Source organism: Streptomyces sp. H27-D2 (assembly GCF_035828615.1).
In the GTDB taxonomy this organism is placed as follows: domain Bacteria; phylum Actinomycetota; class Actinomycetes; order Streptomycetales; family Streptomycetaceae; genus Streptomyces.
In genome coordinates this window covers 1-19,074 of sequence record NZ_JAYMZR010000091.1, presented here as the reverse complement: position 1 = coordinate 19,074, position 19,074 = coordinate 1, and the positions used below count along the sequence as shown (strand labels likewise).

The 19,074-nt window shown below is 68.0% G+C and carries 21 protein-coding genes and 1 pseudogene; 4 read left to right on the top strand and 18 right to left on the bottom strand.

Annotated elements, in window-relative coordinates:
• Positions 1-9 precede the first annotated feature (9 nt).
• The 13 genes from QMK28_RS27335 to QMK28_RS27280 all read right to left on the bottom strand — a co-directional run bounded on the left by QMK28_RS27335 (position 10) and on the right by QMK28_RS27280 (position 13,149).
• A complete protein-coding gene (locus tag QMK28_RS27335) occupies positions 10-726 on the bottom strand; it encodes a DUF6390 family protein (protein ID WP_326442264.1) in 717 nt (238 codons plus the stop codon).
• Entirely contained in the window at positions 727-1,791 is a 1,065-nt protein-coding gene (gene hypE / locus QMK28_RS27330; protein ID WP_326442263.1) for a hydrogenase expression/formation protein HypE, read from the bottom strand.
• Positions 1,792-1,799: 8 nt separating this feature from the next.
• Positions 1,800-2,903, bottom strand: coding sequence for a hydrogenase formation protein HypD (hypD, locus tag QMK28_RS27325; protein ID WP_326442262.1), 1,104 nt, complete (start codon positions 2,901-2,903; stop codon positions 1,800-1,802).
• A complete protein-coding gene (locus tag QMK28_RS27320) occupies positions 2,900-3,196 on the bottom strand; it encodes a HypC/HybG/HupF family hydrogenase formation chaperone (RefSeq protein WP_326442261.1) in 297 nt (98 codons plus the stop codon). The genes hypD and QMK28_RS27320 overlap by 4 nt, the downstream gene beginning before the upstream one ends.
• 59 nt (positions 3,197-3,255) lie before the next feature.
• Positions 3,256-5,808, bottom strand: coding sequence for a carbamoyltransferase HypF (hypF, locus tag QMK28_RS27315; protein WP_326442260.1), 2,553 nt, complete (start codon positions 5,806-5,808; stop codon positions 3,256-3,258).
• A 2-nt stretch (positions 5,809-5,810) separates the two neighbouring features.
• Positions 5,811-6,323 (bottom strand): hydrogenase maturation protease, encoded by a 513-nt coding sequence (locus QMK28_RS27310; RefSeq protein WP_326442259.1) that lies wholly within the window; start codon positions 6,321-6,323, stop codon positions 5,811-5,813.
• 87 nt (positions 6,324-6,410) lie between these two features.
• Positions 6,411-6,530, bottom strand: coding sequence for a DUF6893 family small protein (locus QMK28_RS34415; RefSeq protein ID WP_374117127.1), 120 nt, complete (start codon positions 6,528-6,530; stop codon positions 6,411-6,413).
• Positions 6,527-7,960, bottom strand: coding sequence for a hypothetical protein (locus QMK28_RS27305; protein WP_326442258.1), 1,434 nt, complete (start codon positions 7,958-7,960; stop codon positions 6,527-6,529). Before QMK28_RS27305 ends, QMK28_RS34415 begins: the two co-directional genes overlap by 4 nt.
• Positions 7,957-8,598 carry a DUF6084 family protein gene (locus QMK28_RS27300; protein ID WP_326442257.1) on the bottom strand — a complete coding sequence of 214 codons (642 nt, stop codon included), beginning with the start codon at positions 8,596-8,598 and terminating at the stop codon, positions 7,957-7,959. The genes QMK28_RS27305 and QMK28_RS27300 overlap by 4 nt, the downstream gene beginning before the upstream one ends.
• Positions 8,595-9,200 (bottom strand): DUF5947 family protein, encoded by a 606-nt coding sequence (locus QMK28_RS27295; protein ID WP_326442256.1) that lies wholly within the window; start codon positions 9,198-9,200, stop codon positions 8,595-8,597. The genes QMK28_RS27300 and QMK28_RS27295 overlap by 4 nt, the downstream gene beginning before the upstream one ends.
• A 44-nt stretch (positions 9,201-9,244) precedes the next feature.
• The gene (locus tag QMK28_RS27290) at positions 9,245-10,264 is read right to left on the bottom strand and encodes a NifU family protein (RefSeq protein ID WP_326442255.1); all 1,020 of its coding nucleotides are present in this window, start codon (positions 10,262-10,264) and stop codon (positions 9,245-9,247) included.
• Position 10,265: 1 nt separating this feature from the next.
• Positions 10,266-12,059, bottom strand: a complete 1,794-nt coding sequence (locus QMK28_RS27285) for a nickel-dependent hydrogenase large subunit (RefSeq protein ID WP_326442254.1) — start codon at positions 12,057-12,059, stop codon at positions 10,266-10,268.
• A gap of 34 nt (positions 12,060-12,093) precedes the next feature.
• Positions 12,094-13,149 carry a hydrogenase expression protein HypE gene (locus tag QMK28_RS27280; RefSeq protein WP_326442253.1) on the bottom strand — a complete coding sequence of 352 codons (1,056 nt, stop codon included), beginning with the start codon at positions 13,147-13,149 and terminating at the stop codon, positions 12,094-12,096.
• 377 nt (positions 13,150-13,526) lie between these two features.
• Between QMK28_RS27280 and QMK28_RS27275 the strand changes: the two genes are divergently transcribed.
• From QMK28_RS27275 to QMK28_RS27260, 4 genes and pseudogenes are all read left to right on the top strand, one after another.
• Positions 13,527-13,856 carry a hydrogenase maturation nickel metallochaperone HypA/HybF gene (locus tag QMK28_RS27275; RefSeq protein ID WP_326442252.1) on the top strand — a complete coding sequence of 110 codons (330 nt, stop codon included), beginning with the start codon at positions 13,527-13,529 and terminating at the stop codon, positions 13,854-13,856.
• Positions 13,857-14,012: 156 nt separating this feature from the next.
• Positions 14,013-14,663: a hydrogenase nickel incorporation protein HypB gene (gene hypB / locus QMK28_RS27270; protein WP_326442251.1), complete on the top strand. Its 651-nt coding sequence runs from the start codon at positions 14,013-14,015 to the stop codon at positions 14,661-14,663.
• A gap of 894 nt (positions 14,664-15,557) precedes the next feature.
• Positions 15,558-16,145 (top strand): pyridoxamine 5'-phosphate oxidase family protein, encoded by a 588-nt coding sequence (locus QMK28_RS27265; RefSeq protein WP_326442250.1) that lies wholly within the window; start codon positions 15,558-15,560, stop codon positions 16,143-16,145.
• A gap of 69 nt (positions 16,146-16,214) precedes the next feature.
• Positions 16,215-16,497: pseudogene (locus tag QMK28_RS27260) on the top strand (hypothetical protein); the annotation flags it as partial.
• Positions 16,498-16,555: 58 nt separating this feature from the next.
• Here QMK28_RS27260 and QMK28_RS27255 read toward each other — a convergent pair.
• The 5 genes from QMK28_RS27255 to QMK28_RS27235 form a co-directional block, all read right to left on the bottom strand.
• Complete coding sequence (locus tag QMK28_RS27255; RefSeq protein WP_326442272.1) at positions 16,556-16,906, bottom strand: hypothetical protein; 351 nt, start codon at positions 16,904-16,906, stop codon at positions 16,556-16,558.
• 45 nt (positions 16,907-16,951) lie between these two features.
• On the bottom strand, positions 16,952-17,305 hold the full coding sequence (locus QMK28_RS27250) for a hypothetical protein (RefSeq protein WP_326442249.1): 354 nt from the start codon (positions 17,303-17,305) through the stop codon (positions 16,952-16,954).
• A complete protein-coding gene (locus QMK28_RS27245) occupies positions 17,271-18,128 on the bottom strand; it encodes an alpha/beta fold hydrolase (protein WP_326442248.1) in 858 nt (285 codons plus the stop codon). Before QMK28_RS27245 ends, QMK28_RS27250 begins: the two co-directional genes overlap by 35 nt.
• The gene (locus tag QMK28_RS27240) at positions 18,125-18,748 is read right to left on the bottom strand and encodes a TetR/AcrR family transcriptional regulator (protein ID WP_326442247.1); all 624 of its coding nucleotides are present in this window, start codon (positions 18,746-18,748) and stop codon (positions 18,125-18,127) included. The genes QMK28_RS27245 and QMK28_RS27240 overlap by 4 nt, the downstream gene beginning before the upstream one ends.
• A 127-nt stretch (positions 18,749-18,875) precedes the next feature.
• Positions 18,876-19,074, bottom strand: a 199-nt coding sequence (locus QMK28_RS27235; protein WP_326442246.1) for a hypothetical protein, incomplete at its 5' end; no start/stop codon positions are given.

Sequence of the window (19,074 nt, the reverse complement as noted above, 5' to 3'; positions counted from 1 at the left end):
GGGTTTCCCTCAAGGCGCCAGGCCGGCGAGCGCGCCGCGTTGCCGGGCTTCCAGCGACTCGACGCGCGCGACCTGGTCCTCGGTGAGCACGTCGCACACCCAGTCCCAGTGCAGGGCTACGCGGTCGCCGGGCGAGATCCCGTCGAGCAGCGTCCTGCCACCGGTCGACCAGCGGACCGCTTCCTGTCGCGGTGGCCCGGTCTCCATCGTCGTCCCGTTCCAGCTCAGTGGAGTGGAGGTGACGGTCGCCGACTCACCGTTGACGTCGAGGACGATACCGGTGCGGATGCGGCATTGATCGAGGACGGTCAGTGCGGTCGGGTTGTTGCTGGTGCGGAGCAGGTGTGCCCAGGGGTATACGTCGAAGACCTGGAAGCTGTGGTGGGCGCGGGCACGGTGCGCGGCCTCGCGCCAGGTGCCGCCGATCTGGCCGCGGAATCGGTCCAGCATGCGGTCCACCAGTGCTGCGGAATCGGCCTGGTCCAGCAGGTCGTTGCCGATCCAGTAGGCCTCGACGACCCGCTCGTCGAGCGGATCACGGAGCCCGGCCGCTTCCGCGAGGAATTCGAGGTAGCACCAGGCGCCCTCGAACTGCCGCGCCCGCCGCTCGATACCGGCGGTCGCGCCGGTATCGAGCAGGGCGGACGCGTCGGCCGGACCGCAGTAGCCGAGCTCGTTGGGCGGGTAGGCGTATCGCGCGAAGAGGAGCGCGCCCTGTGCGCTCATTCAGCAGATCCTGGGGAGTTGTTCGCCGATGGGAAGCCCGATCACCCGGGTTCCTCCCAGCGCGGTCTTGGCGACCACCATTCCGGGGTGATCCGAGACGCAGGTGCCGATGCGGCACGCCGACCGGCCCAGCGGGTGAGCCTGGAGGGCCTCCAGCACCTGATCCGCCGATTCGGCGGGCACGATGGCGAGCAGCTTGCCTTCGTTCGCCACCTGCAGAGGATCGAGCCCGAGGAGACTGCAGGCGTCGCGAACGGTCTGCGGGATGGGCAGATCCCGTTCCACGAGGTCGACGCCGACCGTCGACGCACGGGCGATCTCATTCAGCGAGGCCGAGACCCCGCCGCGGGTCGGGTCACGCAGGACGTGAAGATCCGCTCCGGTGGCGATCATGTCGGCGACCAGGCCGTGCAGGGCGGCGGTGTCGCTCTCGACGGTGGTGCCGAACTCCAGGCCCTCGCGGCAGCTCATCACCGCAACGCCGTGCACTCCGATGTCGCCGCTGATGAGAACGGCGTCGCCCGGCCGCGCGCGACGCGGATCGATGTCGACTCCGTCGGCGATCACACCGATCCCGGAGGTGTTGATGTAGACGCCGTCACCGCTGGCGCTGTCGACGACCTTGGTGTCGCCGGTGACCAGGCGGACGCCCGCGGCCTGCGCGGCCGTGCCCATCGCCTGGGCGATCCGGCCGAGTTCGGTCAGTTCGGTGCCCTCTTGGAGGATGAAGGCGGTGGAGAGGAACAGGGGCGTCGCGCCCGACATCGCCAGGTCGTTGACGGTTCCGTTCACCGCCAGGTCACCGATCGACCCGCCGGGGAAGAACATCGGCTTCACCACGAACGAGTCGGTGGAGAACGCCAGCCGGGTGCCGCCGACGGACAGGACCGCCGAGTCGCCCAGTTCCGCTGCCGCGGCCGCGCCGTAGGCGGGCAGGAACAGATGCTCGATCAGCTCTCCGGACATCACCCCGCCGCCGCCGTGTCCCATCACGATGGTCGGGGTGTCCCGCAGCGGGACGGGGCAGACCCAGCTTTCGAAATCGAGATCGCCCACGCGTTGCATCGCATCAGTCACTTGGCATCGACCAGTTCCAGTCGGCGGTAGGTGTAGTACGCGGCGCAGGCGCCCTCGGACGACACCATCGTCGCGCCCAGCGGGTTGCGCGGGGTGCACTCCTTGCCGAACGCCGCGCATTCGTGCGGCTTGATCAGGCCCTGGAGCACCTCGCCGGATCTGCACAGTGAGGACTCGGCGGTACGGATGCCGGTCACATCGAATCGGAGTTCGGCATCGAACTCGCGGTACTCCCCCGACAGTTTCCAGCCGCTCTGCGGGATCATCCCGATGCCCCGCCACGTCCGGTCGGTCACCTCGAAGACATCGCGCAGCATCTCCATGGCGGGGAGGTTGCCTTCGTCGCGGACGGCGCGGGGGTAGGCGTTCTCCAGTTCGTGGCGGCCTTCCTCAAGCTGAATGACCGTCCGGCGGATGCCTTCGAGGATGTCCAGCGGCTCGAAGCCGGTGACCACGATGGGGACCTTGTACTTCTCCGCCAGGGGCGGGTATTCGGAGGTGCCCATCACGCTGCATACATGCCCTGCGGCGAGGAAGGCCTGCACCCGGCAGGTGGAGGATTCCATGATGGCCGCGATGGCCGGCGGCACCAGGACATGGGAGACCAGCAGGGAGAAGTTCCGCACGCCCAGGCGCTTGGCCTGGTAGACGGTCATCGCGTTGGCGGGTGCGGTCGTCTCGAAGCCGATCCCGAAGAAGACGACCTCCCGGTCCGGGTTCTCCCGGGCCAGTTTCAGTGCGTCCAGCGGCGAGTACACCACTCGGACGTCCCCGCCCGCGCTCTTGACGGAGAACAGGTCGTGGCTGCTGCCCGGCACGCGCAGCATGTCGCCGAAGGAGCAGAAGATGACTCCCGGGCGGGCGGCGATGGCCAGTGCCCGGTCGATGATCTCCAGCGGGGTCACACAGACGGGGCAGCCCGGTCCGTGGATCATCTCGACGCCTTCGGGCAACAGTTGGTCGATTCCGTGCCGGATGATCGAATGGGTCTGGCCCCCGCAGACTTCCATCATGGCCCACTGCCGGGTGGTGGCGGCATGGATCTGGTCCAGGAGCTTCTTCGCCAGGTCAGGGTCGCTGAACTCGTCGAGGTACTTCATCTGCCGGCTCCTTCTGGGGTTTCCTTGTGCTTGGCCGCGAGTTCGAACCCGTCACCGAATTCCTCCGCCAGGATTCCGAGCCTCTCGAAGTTGGCCAGCGTGTCCTGGGCCGACCGCTCATCGAGTCGCTGGATGGCGAAACCGACATGGACGACGACGTATTCACCGATCGTCACGTCAGGGATGTACTGCAGGCACACCTCTTTGCGCACCCCGCCGAAGTCGACTTGGGCCATCAAGGTGCCGTCGACCTCGGCGGTACTGAGGACACGCCCCGGAACTGCCAGACACATGGTCCCTCTTCTCTGTGATTCCGTATGGAGCCCGGTGGTTCCGTTGGCGCCGCGGGGGGTCAGCCCGACGCGGCGATCAGCAGCTGGCCGAGGGCGATGCCGCCGTCGTTCGGGGGGAGCAGCCGGGGGCGCAGGACGGTGAACCCGCGGCCGGTCAGCATGCGCTGCGCCTCCGCCAGCAGCACGGCGTTCTGGAAGACTCCGCCGCCGAGCGCCACCACCTCCAGGCCGGTCTGCGCGCGGCAGATCTCCGCGAGGTCGACGATGAGTACGGCGACGGACGTGTGGAAGCGGGCGGCGATGCGTTCGGGGGAAATCCCGGCGCGTACGTCACGAACGATCGCGCGGATCACCGGGGCCGGATCCGCGACGGCAGGATTCGTGGCGTTCGCGGACCGGACGGCGAAGGCGTAGTGGCTCGCCGTTTCGTCGCGGTCCGCTGCTGCGGCGCGGGCCAGGCCTTCCAGCTCGATGGCCGCTTCCGCTTCGTACTCCACCTGATGGCGGACTCCGGCCAGTGAGGCGATGGCGTCGAAGAGTCGGCCCATGCTCGATGTGGGCACGCAGCCGAATCCGGTCTCCAACTGGTGGGCCAGTACGTCCCGTTCCCTGGCGGGGCAGGCGCGGACTGCCGGCAGGTCGTCGTCCCAGGCGATTCCGGCGGCGCGCAGGTGGGTGAGCGCCATCCGGTAGGGGCGCAGCACACTGGCGTCGCCGCCCGCCAGGGGCACGTAACCGAGGTGCGCCGCCCGGCGGAACGACTTGTAGCCGGCGATCAGTGCCTCGCCGCCCCAGACGGCTCCGTCGGTTCCGTAGCCGGTGCCGTCGAAGGCGACCCCGATCACGCTCTCGCCGGAGCCGAGCCCGTGCTCGCCCATCACGGACGCGATGTGCGCGTGGTGGTGCTGCACCGTCCGCACCGGCCTGCCGTTCGCGCGGGTGTGCGCCCAGTCGCCGGACCGGTAGTCGGGGTGCCGGTCGGCCACCAGCTGCCCGGGGTCGACGCCGGTGAGGCGTTCGAGGTGTTCCTCGGTCCGGGTCAGTGCTTCGACGGTGGACAGGTCGTCCATGTCGCCGATGTGCTGACTGATCCAGGCGTAGCGGCCTTCCCCCAGCGCGCAGGTGTTCTTCAGGTCCGCGCCGACCGCGAGGGTCGGCGGCACGTCGAACGGCAGGGCGAGAGGCAGCGGCGCGTATCCGCGGGACCTGCGGATCGGGAGCTCCGCACCGGCGACGAACCGGCTGACCGAGTCGTCGCACGGGACGTGGATGGTCCGGTCGTGCCGCAGCCAGGCGTCGACCAGCGGAGCCAGGCCCGTCAGGGCTTCGGCGTCGTCGGTGACGATGGGCTCCCCGGCCAGATTGGCGGAGGTCATCACCAGCGCGCCGGGGCCCGGCCGGTCGTCCCCGATCCCGAAGAGCAGCACGTGCAGCGGGGGGTAGGGGAGAAGCAGTCCGAGGTCAGGATTGCCCGGCGCCACAGCGTTGGACACCCCGGTCCCCGGCTCCGCCCGGAGCCGGGGCAGGAGCACGATCGGCCTGCGGATGCCGGAGAGCAGCTCGATCTCCTCCCCGGTCATGGTCACCAGTTTTCCGGCGACCTCGGGACCGGAGACCATGACCGCGAACGGCTTGCCGCCGCGCTGCTTACGGTGACGCAGCTCGGCTACGGCCGCGTCGTTGCGGGCATCGCACGCGAGGTGGTAGCCGCCGAGTCCCTTGATCGCGAGGATCTTGCCTTCGGCGAGGAGTTCGCGCGCTGCCCGCAGGGCGTCCTCACCCCGCTCCTGGTGCCCGGAGTCCTTGCGGATCAGTTCGAGCCGGGGTCCGCAGGAGTGACAGGCGATCGGCTGGGCGTGGAACCGGCGGTCGGCCGGATCGTCGTACTCCGCCCGGCAGTCGTCGCACATGTCGAATGCCGCCATGGTCGTGGCGGCCCGGTCGTAGGGAGTCCCGGTGACGATCGTGAACCGGGGGCCGCAGTGGGTGCAGGTGATGAACGGATGGCGGTAGCGGCGATTCGCCGGGTCGCGCATCTCGGTCAGGCAGTCCTGGCAGGTGGCGACATCGGGGGAGACCAACGTGCGGGCGCGGCCGCCCTCGCTGGAGTCCTCGATGGTGAACTCCATACCGCCGCGCGTCGGCTGTTCGGATTCCTGAACGCTCTCCACGATCGCGAGGGGAGGTGTGTCCGTGCGCAGCCGTTGCCCGAACTCCTCGACCGCTTCCGCGTCACCCTCGACCTCGATGACCACGCCGGCGCTGGTGTTCGCCACCGACCCGGCGAGGGCCAGTTCCGAGGCGGTGACGTAGACGAAGGGCCTGAACCCCACACCCTGGACCACGCCGTGCACCTCGAACCTGCGCCGCACCCGGTGGGTGCGGGCACGGCCCATCATCTCCAGTCCCGAGAGGGCTTCGCGGGCCTTGTGCTGGTCGATGACCTCCATCGCGAAGCCCATGTGCAGCAGGACCCAGTCGCCGGGGGCGGGGGCCTCGTCGAGCATTCCGATGTTGATGCGGCGCTGTGCGCCCTCCACGTCGACCAGTGCGAGCTGCCCGGCGTACCCGTCCACGATTTCCACGACTTGACCGGGAATGCCAAGGCACATGATCAGGACCTCCGGGGAACGGCGGACGGGACGGTCGCAATGGGTTCGGGCGGCAGCAGACGACGGATCAGGCGGTGTACCGCGTCGATCGCCTCGGGTACCGCGGCACAGACAGCCTCACTGAGCCCGATGCCTTCTTCGACTCCGGCGGGAGTGCAGCCGACGAGGTAGGTGACGGGAAGAGTACCGCCCAATTGATCCAGATTTGCCAGAACTGACACCGGATTCATGCCGTGCGCGTCGAATTCACCCGTACCGAGGTGCTCCGCGGTGATTTCCAGCACCGTCACCTCCCCGGGAGGTCCGCCCCCGGGGTAGGTGTCGACCAGGACCAAGACGTCGTAGCCGTTGAGCAGGTCATAGGCGAGGTGCATACCGCGAATGCCGTAGTCGACCACCTGGACCCGCGGCGGGAGGCTGTGGGGTCCGGCCAGCCGGCGCACCACCTCGGGACCGAAGCCGTCATCGCCGAGAAAGAGATTGCCGACGCCCGCGACCAACACGCCTCCGGCCACGTCAGGACTGACCCGTGGCGGCTGGGGCGGTGGACGCGGACGCCTGTTCCACGCAGGGTGCACCCGCGATCGGGCCCGCTCCCTCGCTCACATCGAGCGCATTCTCAGATACCGGCGGATGTCAGGGATCGACTTCACTCCCACAGCCACGGCGACCAGCGCCACGGCTGCGGCCACGCCTGTGGTGATCATGCCCAGGGTTCTCACGATGGGGTCTCCTCTCGGTGTTCCATGGGGCTCTCGACGGGCAGGGGCTCCAACTCGTCGGGGGCGAAGTAGAAGTAGCGGCCGTACCAGTCGTGCAGGTCCGCCGCCGGATCGTCGACGAGGACCAGGGCGACGTGCACGCCCCCGTCGACGTCCGAGAGCACTGCGGTCACCCGCGCCACCTGGTCGGCGAAGAACAGGTCCTGAGCGTCGGCGCGGCGGGACGGATGTACCCGGACAAGGCTGCCCTTGGCCACCCGGACACCGTTGATGACGACCGCGTCGGACTCGGGTCGCACCGCGGCGTCGGTCGCGGGGTCCCACCAGGGCACGCCGCAGGTGTCGAAGTGGGTCGTACCGGCGTCAGAGGGACCGGCGGTCTTTCTTGTGCTGGGACCCGTCGGCGGGGCGTGCGGATCGCGCAGGAGGCCGTGCAGCTGTTGCAGGTCCGCGGCCGACATGCCGTCACAACGATCGATGATTTCCCGCGCCCGGGGGTCGGTGGCCCGGGCCTCCGCCTTCTCCTCGTCCGTCATCGTCATCACGCGCAGGGTCAGGATCTCGTCGATCTCGGTGGAGTCGAACAGGGCGCCGGCGCTCTGTTCCGCCACCTCCGGGTGGTCGTACAGAATGATGGGCGCGCCGAGCACGGTGTCGGTTGTCCCGCTGGGGCCGGCCAGCACCGGCCAGCACCGGCGCTGCCGGCAGCGGCCCGCCGCACCGGCCGCCTCGTCGGAGGGTTCGCGCAGCGAGACGAACTCGGCGCCGTGGGCCTGGAGGAGCAGGTGCGAGCCGATCAGCGAGGCGCGGATCGCGGAGTCCTTGTCGGCGGCGGTATCGGGATGCTCGTTGTCCACCGACACTGACAGCCGGACGAATCCGTCATCGAGCGCCCAGCGCGTACGGATCCGGGCCGCCAGCGGCTGACGGCGTCGTACGATGCGGCCCACCTCGGTGCCGTGCAGGTCGGTCAGGGGCTCGGTCTCCGATCCACCGGTGATGCGGTGGAGTTGATCGGTCGCTTCGTTCCACGCGAGTACGGGCAGGGTCACTTCCCGCTCCACGGCCTCGTCCCAGCTGAGCACCGACACGCCATCGACGGTGAGCTGTTCGACCGCGCTGTAGCCGCCGTCCTCGTCGCGCTGTTGCACCGCGCGGACCTGCAGTTGGAGGAAGCGCAGATGGATGGTGACTCCACCGGGCGGCTCATGCGGGGCCGCGAGCAGGCACTGCATCTCCATGCCCGGGTCCTCGCTGAAGCTCGACGGGGACGCGGAAGGCGGCCCGAGGACTCCGAACTGCCAGCGTGATTGATTCTTGTGCGAACTCGCCCGGTACGGGTAGAGCAGATACCCCTCGTAGAGCACTGCGTCGGCGATCGTGCGGACGTGATCGAGGCTCACGGGACCGGCCGGACTCAGCGCGTTCACGAGACCACCTCACCGATGTCGGCCAGCAGGGTACGTACGGTCTCGTCCCAACTGATCAGCCCGCGCCGGGCGCGGAAATCGGCGATGCGGTCGACCACGTCCTGGTCCAATCTGATCCAGCCGGAGTTCGGGAAGTAGGACGCGATCATCTGCCGCCACACCGCGACCGGCATCTGATGGCGGGCCTCGCAGTCCCACGACACCTGCCGTACACCGAAGCCGGCGGTCCCCTTGGTGAACACCGTGCCCGAGAAGAGCAGGGTCAGTGGCACCGAGCCCTCGCCGAGGGCGTGCAGATAGCGGGAGCCGATCACGTCGAAGTCGTAGGTGCAGGGCAGTGCGAGGTCGACCTCGGTGGCGCCGGTGAACCCCTGCACTGTCGTATTGCACTGCATCCACAGGAAGGGCTTGAGAGTGTCGGACCATCGCTCCCGAGCGCCGAACAGGCCGCGCAGCCCGTCCTGTTCAGCGGCGTCGTAATGCCGTCGCTGCGGCTCGATACGGACCTGGCAGCGCAGAACGATCGCGTGGATCCGCTCGCCGCTGTCGTCCTCGATCCGCAGCCGCGCGGTGAGTTGCGGCACGACGGTGTACGGCTCGGCGATGACATCGAGCACGGAGAAACCGAGGCCGCTCACGACTGGCCGTCCAGGGAAGCGGGCCGGCTGCGCTCCGCCACGTGCGCGAAGAACGCGTCCATCGCATCGTGGGCCTCGCGGCCGCCGTCGAAGCCGCGCCACAGGGTCCGCAGCCGCCCGACCAGTTCGTAGCAGGCGTCGATGGGCACCAGATGGCAGGACCCGCCGGAGCCGTCCCCGCGGCGCACCAGCAGCGCCTCCACATCGGCCCGCAGGACGGCCAGTTCGGGGCTGGCCTCGACGATGGTGTCCCAGGCGTCCAGCGGCAGTTCGGACTCGGTGGCGCCCGCAGGACCCGGATAGAAGGCGATGGTGCGGCCCTGGACGGAATTGCGGAACAGGAAGGCCAGCCCGACCGGGATCTGCAACGTGTCCCAGGTCCGTTCGTCGACGGTCGGACCGTCGAACGACAGATATCGCTCGGGGACGGCGCGATAGCGCAGGTGTGCGTCCTGATCGCTGAACAGCAGGTAGCAGGCCCGGCAACCGCACATCAGGGCCCGGCTCTCCAGGTTCACCACATGCGCATGACTCGGGCCGATCGACTCCGCGCACATCTCACAGCGCTCTCCGGCGACCGGCTGCGGACGGTTGCGCGTCACCCGCAGTAGCGAGGCCACGGGTGAGGCCGAACGGCTTCCGCTGATCATGTCGCCGCCGGGGTGGGCACGGCGACCGAGACGGTCGCGCCGTCCGCGAGCAGGGGCAGCGGGTCCAGGTGCAGGTCCTCGGCGTCGACGCAGGCACCGGCCCGCCGTACGTCATAGTGCGCATGGCACGCGGGACACCGCAGCACCCCGTCATCGGAGCCGCCGCCCAGCCGCCGGGCCAGTACGGCGCCCTCCAGCGGCCGGTCGCACCGGGCACAGCGGTCCCGGAAGGCGAACAGGGCCGAGCCGATGCGGCAGGCCAGCACCGGGACGAGCCCGGCGGTGAACCGCCTGACGGCACCGGGTTCGAGGTCGGCCAGTTCGGGGACGAGCTCCCAGGACGAGCCGGCGTCGTCAGGAGCAGGAGCGGTCTCGTGGAGCCGGGAGAACAGCGCGTCGACGGGGACCATCGGCCCGGAGGCCCTGGACTCCTCGTCGGCGGCGGTCTCGACCTCGATCGTGGTGATCTCCGGAGCCGCCGCCTCGACGGCACCTTGCACGGCGAGCTTGAGCGTGGCCGAGGAGGACGGGCAGCCGTCGCAGCTGCCGAGCAGCCGCAATCCGACCACACCGTCGTCGGAAACGCCGAGCAGCTCCACGTCACCGCCGTGCGAGCCCAGATAGGGCCGTACGCTCTCCAGCGCCTTCTCGACGCGCGTCTCCACGCTGTAGGGGTGCAGTCCGTGCACGAGCAGGAGGCTCGCCACCAGCTCGTCCGCGGCGAAGGTGGCCAGGACGTCGTCGTCCAGATGGCCCTGCTCGTACAGCAGGTCGAGCAGCCGTTCCAGCCCGGCACCGTAGAAATCCGTGACGAGCCGGACCAGTTCCTCGCTGCGTTCACGAGCGATCGCGCCCCCCGACGCGCTGGCGGCGATCAGGGTGTCGATGCGCTCACCGGTCGCACGCCAGTCGGACGACGCGGAGTCGGAGGAAACGGAGTCGGAGGAAACAGAGCCGGGGGACGCGGAGTCGGCCGACGTCGCTTCGGGCGCCTGGGATACGCGGTGCTCCGCCACGTCATTCACTGCCCGCGGACTGGGTGGGGGAGTGCAGCCGTTCGATCTTCTTGCCCTCGCCGAGATACATGTGCACCCCGCACGGCAGACAGGGGTCGAAGCTGCGCACCGTGCGCATGATGTCGATGCCCTTGAAGTTCTCCCGGTCGTTCTCCTCGAAGACCGGCTGGCCCTGCACCGCGTCCTCGTAGGGCCCCGGTGTGCCATAGGAGTCGCGCGGGCTCGCGTTCCACGGGGTCGGCGGGTACGGATGGTAGTTGGCGATCTTGCCGTCCCGGATCACCATGTGGTGCGAGAGGACGCCGCGCACCGCCTCTGTGAAGCCGCAGCCGACGGCCTCTTCCGGGACCTCGAACTTCTCCCAGGTCTTCGTGCGTCCCGCGCGGATCTCCACGAGCGCCTTCTCCGCGAAGTGCAGCGCGCAGGCGGCCGCGTAGGCCTGGAAGTAGGTGCGCGCCCGGTTGCGCTCAATGGTGTTGCTCCACTGCGGGATGCGCCATTCCAGCTCCACCGGACCCTTGAGCGCGGTCTTGGGGAGATTGATCTGCACGCTGTTGCCGGTAGCCTTGATGTAGCCGATGTCGACCAGCCCGGCCAGCGCCGTGGTCCACAGCCGCGCCAGCGGTCCGCCACCGGTGTCGAGGGCGAGATAGTCCTTGCCGTCGAACCACCGCGGCGACATGACCCAGCTGTACTTGTCGCCCAGGTCCCGCTTCTGCGGCTGCGGGTTGGTGTGCTGGTTCCAGGGGTGCCGGCGGTCTACCGGATTGCCGAGCGGGTCGTGCGTCACGAACATTTCCTGGTCTTCCCAGTCGCCGTAGTACGACGATCCGAGCAGAATGCGGATGCCCAGGTTGATTTTGACCAGGTCGGTGGTGACCAGTTTCCCGTCGACGACCACGCCGGGGGTCACGTACATCTTCCGGCCCCAATTGGTCATGTCCTTGTACTCGAAGTTGCAGTGTTCGGGATCCTGGAAGGAGCCCCAGCAGCCGAGCAGAATGCGCCGGTTCCCGACCATCTCGTACCCGGGCAGCGCCTCGTAGAAGAAGTCGAAGAGATCGTCGTGCATCGGCACGACCTTCTTCATGAACTCGACGTACCGCTGGAGGCGCGTGATGTAGTCGGTCATCAGCTGAATCGTCGCGACGGTGCCCACGCCACCGGGATAGAGCGTGGAGGGATGCACATGGCGGCCCTCCATCAGGCAGAACATCTCCCGGGTCATGCGGCTCACCTGGAGTGCTTCGCGGTAGAACTCACCGGTGAAGGGATTGAGTGAGCGCATGATGTCGCCGATGGTCTTGTACCCATGGGCGTCCGCGTGCGGAGAATCGGTCCGATTGGCCTTTTCCAGCACTCCGGGGTTGGTCTCGGCGACCATCTTTTCGCAGTAGTCGACCCCCACCAGGTTCTCCTGGAAGATGTTGTGGTCGAACATGTATTCCGCGGCCTCGCCGAGGTTGACGATCCATTCGCCGAGGTGCGGCGGCTTCACCCCGTAGGCCATGTTCTGCGCGTAACAGGAACACGTCGCGTGGTTGTCACCGCAGATACCGCAGATCCGGCTGGTGATGAAGTGCGCGTCGCGAGGGTCCTTGCCCTTCATGAAGACCGAGTAGCCGCGGAAGATGGAGCTCGTGCTGTGGCATTCCGCGACCACGCGCTGCTTGAAGTCGATCTTCGTGTAGATGCCCAGGCTGCCGACAATGCGGGTGATGGGGTCCCATGCCATCTCCACCAGGCCGTCTTTTCCCTGGTTCCCGCTGCCACCCTTGCGTTGCGTCGCCGTCATTGCGCCGCCTCATCTTTCTGTTTGTTGCGGTGAGTCACCAAGTGCGGGTGGCGCCGGTCGTGAGGTCTTTTCCGGGCTTGCGCCACTTGGGCTCCCGGTCGAGCGTGTGCGTGGTGATGTGGCGCAGGCGCCGCATGGTCGCGCCGTACAGTCCGACGGTGTTCGTGGAGAGCTTCCCGCCGGGGGGCTCGTCCATGAAGGGCATGAACTTGTCCGGGAATCCCGGCATGGTGCAGCCGATGCAGATTCCACCGACGTTGGGGCAGCCGCCGATGCCGTTCATCCAGCCGCGCTTCGGCACGTTGCATTTGACGGTGGGGCCCCAGCAGCCGAGCTTGACGATGCATTTCGGCGAACCGTATTCGGTCGCGAAGTCGCCCTGCTCGTAGTAGCCGGCCCGGTCGCAGCCCTCGTGCACGGTCTGGCCGAACAGCCATGTCGGACGCAGCGCGTCGTCGAGGGGGATCATCGGGGCCTGGTCGGTGGCCATGTACAGCAGATACGTCAGGGTTTCCGAAAGGTTGTCCGGCTGGATGGGGCAGCCGGGGACGCACACGATCGGGATGCCGGCCTTGGACTTCCAGTCCCAGCCCAGATAGTCCGGCACTCCCATGGCCCCGGTCGGATTGCCCGCCATGGCGTGGATGCCGCCGTAGGTCGCGCAGGTGCCGACCGCGACGATGGCGGTGGCCTTCGGGGCCAGCCGGTCGAGCCACTCGCTGGTGGTCATCGGCTGACCAGTGGCGGGATCGTTGCCGAAGCCGCACCAGTAGCCCTCGTCATGCAGCTGCTCGTTGGGGATCGACCCCTCGACGACCAGGACGAAGGGCTCCAGCTCGCCTCTGTCCGCCTTGAAGAACCACTCAAGGAAATCGTCGGCGCCGCCGTTGGGTCCGCATTCGAAATCGATGAGCGGCCAGTGCACGGCCACTTGGGGGAGCCCGGGCAGGGCGCCGAGGGCGATCTCCTCGATGCTGGGCTGGGTGGCGGCGGTCAGTGCCACCGAATCGCCGTCGCAGCTGAGACCCGCATTGATCCACAACACATGGATCAATGTTTCTTCTGCTTTTATTGCAGCCTCTGTCGGCATGGTGCAGCCGCCTTCCGGGGCCGGCGGACGATCCATCGCTTTACCGGGATCGCCTTCGGCTCACGCGTGTGGTGTCGCTCACATTGGTACCACTTAGACTCCGTCGGAGCGCTCTGTCAACACGAGAATCTGCTCGATGATTCGGGTACTCGACAGGTCACGGGAGGGCTTGGCGGACGTTTTGCCAAAGGCCAGGTCGGGCCAGGTCGGCGCTTCCGCAAGGACAGGGGCATCCTGTGAGCGGTGGTGAGCAGGCAGCCACCCGCGCTCGGATTGGGCCGAACGAGTGATTCGCCCAAGAAAGACGGCTGGTCAGCATGTTGACCGGGCGGCGACAGATCTTGCGTTCCTGATAGTGACGCTGAAGTGAGGCGCTGATGCATGAATTGTCGATCGCACAGAGCGTCGTTGACGCGGTATGCGAACGCGCAGCCGGCAGGCCGGTGCATGTGGTGACCGTCCGGGTGGGAATGCTTACTGCGGTGATGGCTGACTCGATGCGCTTCTGCTTCGATCTGGTTACCGCGGGAACAGCGGCCGAGGGCGCGCGCCTCGAGATCGACCAGCCCGCCGGAGCTGGACACTGCCGTGTATGCGACACCGAATTCACCTTGGCCGATCTTGTTCTCCTCTGCCCCTGCGGCAGCGCCGATGTGCAGATCACATCGGGACAGGAGCTACAGATCATTTCGATGAAAGTAGGCTGACGTATGTGTGGTACCTGCGGCTGCAACGCGGACGGTGGCACCGGGAGCGGAATCAGGATTTCCCTGCCGCAGGCAGCCGATGCTTCGGCTCACACGCACCCGCATGGGCGTACCCCGGCGCATTCGCATTCCCATGGGGACGGGCACAGTCATCCGGTGAACAGTGAAACGATCACTCTTGAGCGGAGGGTGCTCGCCAAGAATGAGGATGTCGCGGATCACAACCGCGAATGGCTGGGCGCCCAGGGGATCGTGGCAGTGAATCTGATGAGTTCACCGGGAGCCGGAAAGACCACCCTGCTGGAGCGCACGATCGGCGATCTCGCGGGCAGTCGGGCGGTGGCGGTCATCGAAGGCGACCAGGAAACCACGCTGGATGCCGACCGAATCAAGAAAGCCGGATGCGAGGTGGTTCAGGTGAACACCGGGGCAGGATGTCATCTCGACGCGGAGATGATGCACAGCGCCCTCACCTCCTTGTCTCCCGCCCCCGGGTCGCTGATCCTGGTCGAGAACGTGGGCAACCTGGTGTGCCCTGCTCTGTTCGATCTGGGTGAGCGCAGCAAGGTCGTCATCATCTCGGTCACCGAGGGCACGGACAAGCCACTGAAATACCCGTATATGTTCGCCGCCGCGGATCTGGTCATCATCAATAAAATTGATCTGCTGCCCTACGTCGATTTCGACGTCGAGCGCTGCGAGGGGTACGCGCGTTCGGTGAATCCGAAGGTGCGGGTGCTGACCGTGTCTGCGACCACAGGTGAGGGCATGAGTGACTGGTACGAGTGGGTGGCGGAACAGTACTGAGGGTCGTGACCGGTCGGGGTTCGCGCCCTGGGCGCACCGGTGGGGGCGTAGAGGTCGAGGGCGATGTTGGCGGCACCAGGGCCGAGTCCCTCCCTGACCGTGTAGACCGGGAGGTTGATTTTCAACACGAAGGTCGGATCCGTGGGCGTGGCCGGCTGCCAGAAGGCGAGCCGGTAGGGGCTGCGGTTCAGTTCGCGAACCTCGTACGGGGCCCAGGATTTCTGCTCGGGTTGGGGGAAGTCGGTGGCGTCCCAAGCGCCGGTCCATGTGGGCTCGCCCAGGACTGTGCGGGCCGCGTCGAGGAAGCTGGGCCATGTCGCTCCGGCGCGGTCCACCACCTGAGCGTTCTCCGATTCGTCCGATGCACCGATGCTCCAGGCTGTGTGCCTGATCAACTTGACCGGTGACCAGTTTCCGCCGGCCGCGAAGTGGAGGTAGCCGCCGTCCGCGGTCGTGAGGAGCAGGTCCCTGCAGTAGTCCTTCGGCGTGAAGCCGCATCGGTCGCACCACGCCCCGAGTTTCGGCCCGGGGGTCGGCGGGCGGGACCAGATCGGGGCCCAGTCCACCGTGGTCATCGTGGTGAGCAGCATCGCGAGTTGTTGCGGGGCCTGGACCCGGTCCCCGCTCCTCCTGCGGGCATGTCGCTTCTGTGGGGTCCGCTGTCGGGTTGCCTGTCCGTTCATCAACGTTCCTACTGGTCAGCCCCTGCGCTAGCAGCGACATCGTCACGCGACAGGTGTCGTGCACGGAGGTTGCTTGAACTCGCCGCACAGGGCGAGCTCCGTCAACTCCGGGCCCTGCAAGCCCTGTTGGTGGACGAGAACGCCAAGGTCCGCGACTGGGCCGGACGGGTTCGTTAGACAGGCGAATATTTTCCTTACATAATCCTTAGGCATGGGAAAGACTTACGAACGCATCGACGGCCGGCTGCGCACCTTCATAGAGCAGCAGCCGATATTCTTCACCGCGACTGCCCCGCTGGTCGGCGACGGCACGGTCAACCTCTCCCCCAAGGGCCTCAAGGGCTCCTTCGCGGTGCTCGACGAGGAGCGGGTCGCCTATCTCGACTTCGCCGGCAGCACTGCCGAGACCATCGCGCACCTGCGGGAGAACGGCCGGATCACGGTGATGTGGTGCGCCTTCCAGGGGCCGCCCAACATCGTTCGGGTGCACGGCCGGGGCGAGCCCGTCTTCCGTGACGACCCGCGCTTCAAGGAACTGCTCGCACACTTCCCGGGCATCGACCCGGCCCTGCACGGGCTGCGCGCGATCATCGTGGTGACGGCCGAACTCGTCCGTGACTCCTGCGGATACGGGGTGCCCTTCATGTCGTACGACGAAGATCGCGACCTGCACGGCAAGCGCTTCTCGCGTGAGGACGACGCCTCGCTGAGCGCGTACTTCACCAAGAAGGACCACATCGCACAGAGCATCGACGGCCTGCCCGGGCTGCCTCTTCCGCTGCCGCCCAGTAACTTCTGAGCAACCGTCCCTCTCCCTTCGGGGGTTGCCGTGGCCGTCGTGCTTGCCGGTGTCGCGCTCTCTGCCGTCCTGTTCGCCCTGACCCCGGACGGCAGCGGCCCGCCGCTGCCGTCCGGCTGGCCGACACCGGCGGGGGCAGTCAGCTGATCACCGCCGTCGCGCCCCGCACCGGTGCCACGACGGGGACGCTGACCTGGTGGGACCGGCCGGGGCGGCAAGTGGATCGCGGCCGGCAGCGCGCCCGCCCGGTTCGGGGCGAAGGGTCTTGCCGAGGGCGGCAAGCGCAGACAGGGTACCGACACCACCCCCACCGGTCTGTACGACCTCCCCTACGGCTTCGGAATACGGGCTTCAGAACAGCTGAGAGCGGAGACGCGGCCGGGAAAGCCGGGTGACCTCCGCTCTTGGTTTCACCGGGATCGGCGTGGGCTGCTGTTGAGCTGGGTCATCAACTCGCGGTTGGTGGCCCGAGCGGCTGCCAGATCCTCGTCGCGTTCACCGAGCCGCGAGGCGAGCTCGGCGACCTGCTGTTCGAGGTGGGCGATCTTCTCCTGAAGGGCGTCGATGTCGGTGGGGGCTCCGAGTCCGGCGGCGCGCCAGGCGTCCTGACCGAGGACGTGGGACAGCCGTTGTTCGAGTTGGACGATGTGCTGGGCCTGGCGGGTGCTGCGGTCGGTGAGGTTGGCGAGGTCGGCCAAGAGCGACCGGCGGCTGACCTGGGGGCCCGCGGGGCCCTCCTGCGGTTGCGCGGCGCGGGCCAATACGGCGGGGGTGTGTTGCTTCCTGAGTGACCTGCGGGTTGTTGTTCATGCTGCTGGAGCGAATTCGTGCTGGTAGCGGGTGGCGTGGTCGCGTTGGTAGGAGCGATCGGTGTGGAAGCGCCAGTAGGCCTGCGCCGCCGTCCGCAGCTCCCCGGCTGCTTCGCGCATTGCCGCGGTCGGCGGCCGGCCGGGGACGTGCGGCAACACCTGGCCGGACAGCAGGCTCACCGGCCTCCAGCGTGACAGCTGCTGGAGGCCGGAGCAGCTGAGCGCGTGGCCGGAGCGGTGGTGCAGCGCCTCGAAGGCCGCGTGGGACAGCCGTTCGGCGCCGTGCGTGCACCCTGACCCCAGCTGGGTCGCACGCTCACTCGATCCCTTCCAGGAACGGGACGATCGCATCGATGAAGTGCTCGTTCCGGTCGCCGGCCACCATGTGCCCCGCGTCGGCCACATCGACGCGCCGCGCGTGGGGAACCCTGGCACAGAACTGCTCGGCGATGTCCTCGCGCACCACGTCGCTGATCTGGCCGCGGACGAGCAGGATCGGCACGTCGGCGTGGCGCGCGGCGTCGAGGAGACGCTCCGCCATGCCGGGCGGGTCCATCCGGTCCTCGAAGCTGTCCAGCATCCGGGGGTCCCAGTGCCAGACCCAGCGATCGCCGTGGCGTCGCAGGTTGTTGCGTATCCCCTCGGGGTCGTCCGGACGTGGGCGGCGCGGCAGGTGGGCGGAGGCCGCCGCGGCCGCTTCCCCGACGCTGGCGAATCCGTCCGGCCGGCGGCGCATGAACTCGACGATCCGGCGAAACCCGCGGGGATCCGGTCGATGGGCGACATCGACCAGCACCAGAGCGCGAATCGCCGCCCGGGGTGCCTCTCCGGCGGCGAGCAGCGAACTCAGGCCTCCGAGCGAGGCACCGATGAGCACCGGCCGGTCGCCGAGGTCAGCGACGAGCGCCCGGACGTCCTCGGCGAACAGGCCGAGGTCGTAGTCACCATCGGCTGACCATGCGCTGGTGCCGTGCCCGCGCAGGTCCGGGGCGATGACCTGCCACCCCAGCGCGGCCAGCCGGGGGCCGGTCCAGTCCCAGGCGTGTCGCGTCTGGCCGCCGCCGTGCAGCAGGACAAGAGGCGGCGAGGACGCCTCGCCCCACACGTCCGCCGCGAGCAGGATCCCGCCGCGGCCCGCGAAGCGTCGGGGGCGTGGCCGTGCGCCGGCGGTCATACCGCGCCCCGGGTTCGCAGCGGCGCCAGCAGCTGGTCGCGGTAGGGATCGGCAGCCGCCGCGGCGAGCGCCACGTCCAGCGTGAACAGAGCACGCGTGAGGAAGTGGTCGTCATCGATCAAAGCAGCGACCCACTGATGCAGCGCGCCCACGCACGAGGTGGCGACAACGGCGGCCAGCGCGTCGGTGTCGATGTCGGCGCGCAGGAGGCCTTGTGCTTGTGTGTCCGCCATCGCCCGGCGGAGCTGGGTGAGCGGACTGCGGTCGAGGACGAGGCCGCTTTCCTCCCACTCACGCACCATGCGACGTGACACGACCGGGTCGCCCACGAACAGCCGGACGGTCGACCTGACAACCTCCCGCGGGCCACCGCCTCCCAGCGCCGCCAGGCGGCGCTCGAGTTCGTCCATGAACCCGGCGGCGAGCGCCTCCCAGATCTTGTCCCGCGGTCCGATCAGGTTATACACCGTGGCCGGGGCGACCTCCGCGCGCTCGGCGATCCGCTCGGCACTGATCACCGAGTCCGGGCTGTCCCGCAGGAGTTCGCGCGTCGACTTCAGGATCCGGAACCGTCGCTGGGCCTTGTGCTGCTCACGCAGCCCCCCTTCGACCGTCTGCATACGCGCACACCCCTTCACCGAAACTTAGAGAGTCTTCTAAATTTAGAAGTGCCTCTGGATTTCTGCAAGGCCGCGAGCGGGCTGACTCGTGAAAATGTGGACTAGGAGCAATACCGGTACCGGTTTTTTAGGGATTTTTCCGGCGGGTCGGTTTGGGTTTGGTGGGGCCGACGATGGTGGCGGTGGGTTCGGGGGGCCGGGGTTGGTTGCTGTGTTCGGTACGTTTGACGGCCCAGTTGGACATCTTGCGTTTGATGACTCTGGGGTTGGAACGCAACCTCCTTGGTTCCAGGAGGCGTTCGGCGATTTCACGCAGGGTCTGGGTG

Coding starts and splice junctions, on each gene's coding strand:
- QMK28_RS27335 (WP_326442264.1), bottom strand. CDS start 726: ATGAGCGCACAGGGCGCGCTCCTCTTCGCGCGATACGCCTACCCGCCC.
- hypE (WP_326442263.1), bottom strand. CDS start 1,791: ATGCAACGCGTGGGCGATCTCGATTTCGAAAGCTGGGTCTGCCCCGTC.
- hypD (WP_326442262.1), bottom strand. CDS start 2,903: ATGAAGTACCTCGACGAGTTCAGCGACCCTGACCTGGCGAAGAAGCTC.
- QMK28_RS27320 (WP_326442261.1), bottom strand. CDS start 3,196: ATGTGTCTGGCAGTTCCGGGGCGTGTCCTCAGTACCGCCGAGGTCGAC.
- hypF (WP_326442260.1), bottom strand. CDS start 5,808: ATGTGCCTTGGCATTCCCGGTCAAGTCGTGGAAATCGTGGACGGGTAC.
- QMK28_RS27285 (WP_326442254.1), bottom strand. CDS start 12,059: ATGACGGCGACGCAACGCAAGGGTGGCAGCGGGAACCAGGGAAAAGAC.
- QMK28_RS27280 (WP_326442253.1), bottom strand. CDS start 13,149: ATGCCGACAGAGGCTGCAATAAAAGCAGAAGAAACATTGATCCATGTG.
- QMK28_RS27275 (WP_326442252.1), top strand. CDS start 13,527: ATGCATGAATTGTCGATCGCACAGAGCGTCGTTGACGCGGTATGCGAA.
- QMK28_RS27265 (WP_326442250.1), top strand. CDS start 15,558: ATGGGAAAGACTTACGAACGCATCGACGGCCGGCTGCGCACCTTCATA.
- QMK28_RS27250 (WP_326442249.1), bottom strand. CDS start 17,305: ATGCGATCGTCCCGTTCCTGGAAGGGATCGAGTGAGCGTGCGACCCAG.
- QMK28_RS27245 (WP_326442248.1), bottom strand. CDS start 18,128: ATGACCGCCGGCGCACGGCCACGCCCCCGACGCTTCGCGGGCCGCGGC.
- QMK28_RS27240 (WP_326442247.1), bottom strand. CDS start 18,748: ATGCAGACGGTCGAAGGGGGGCTGCGTGAGCAGCACAAGGCCCAGCGA.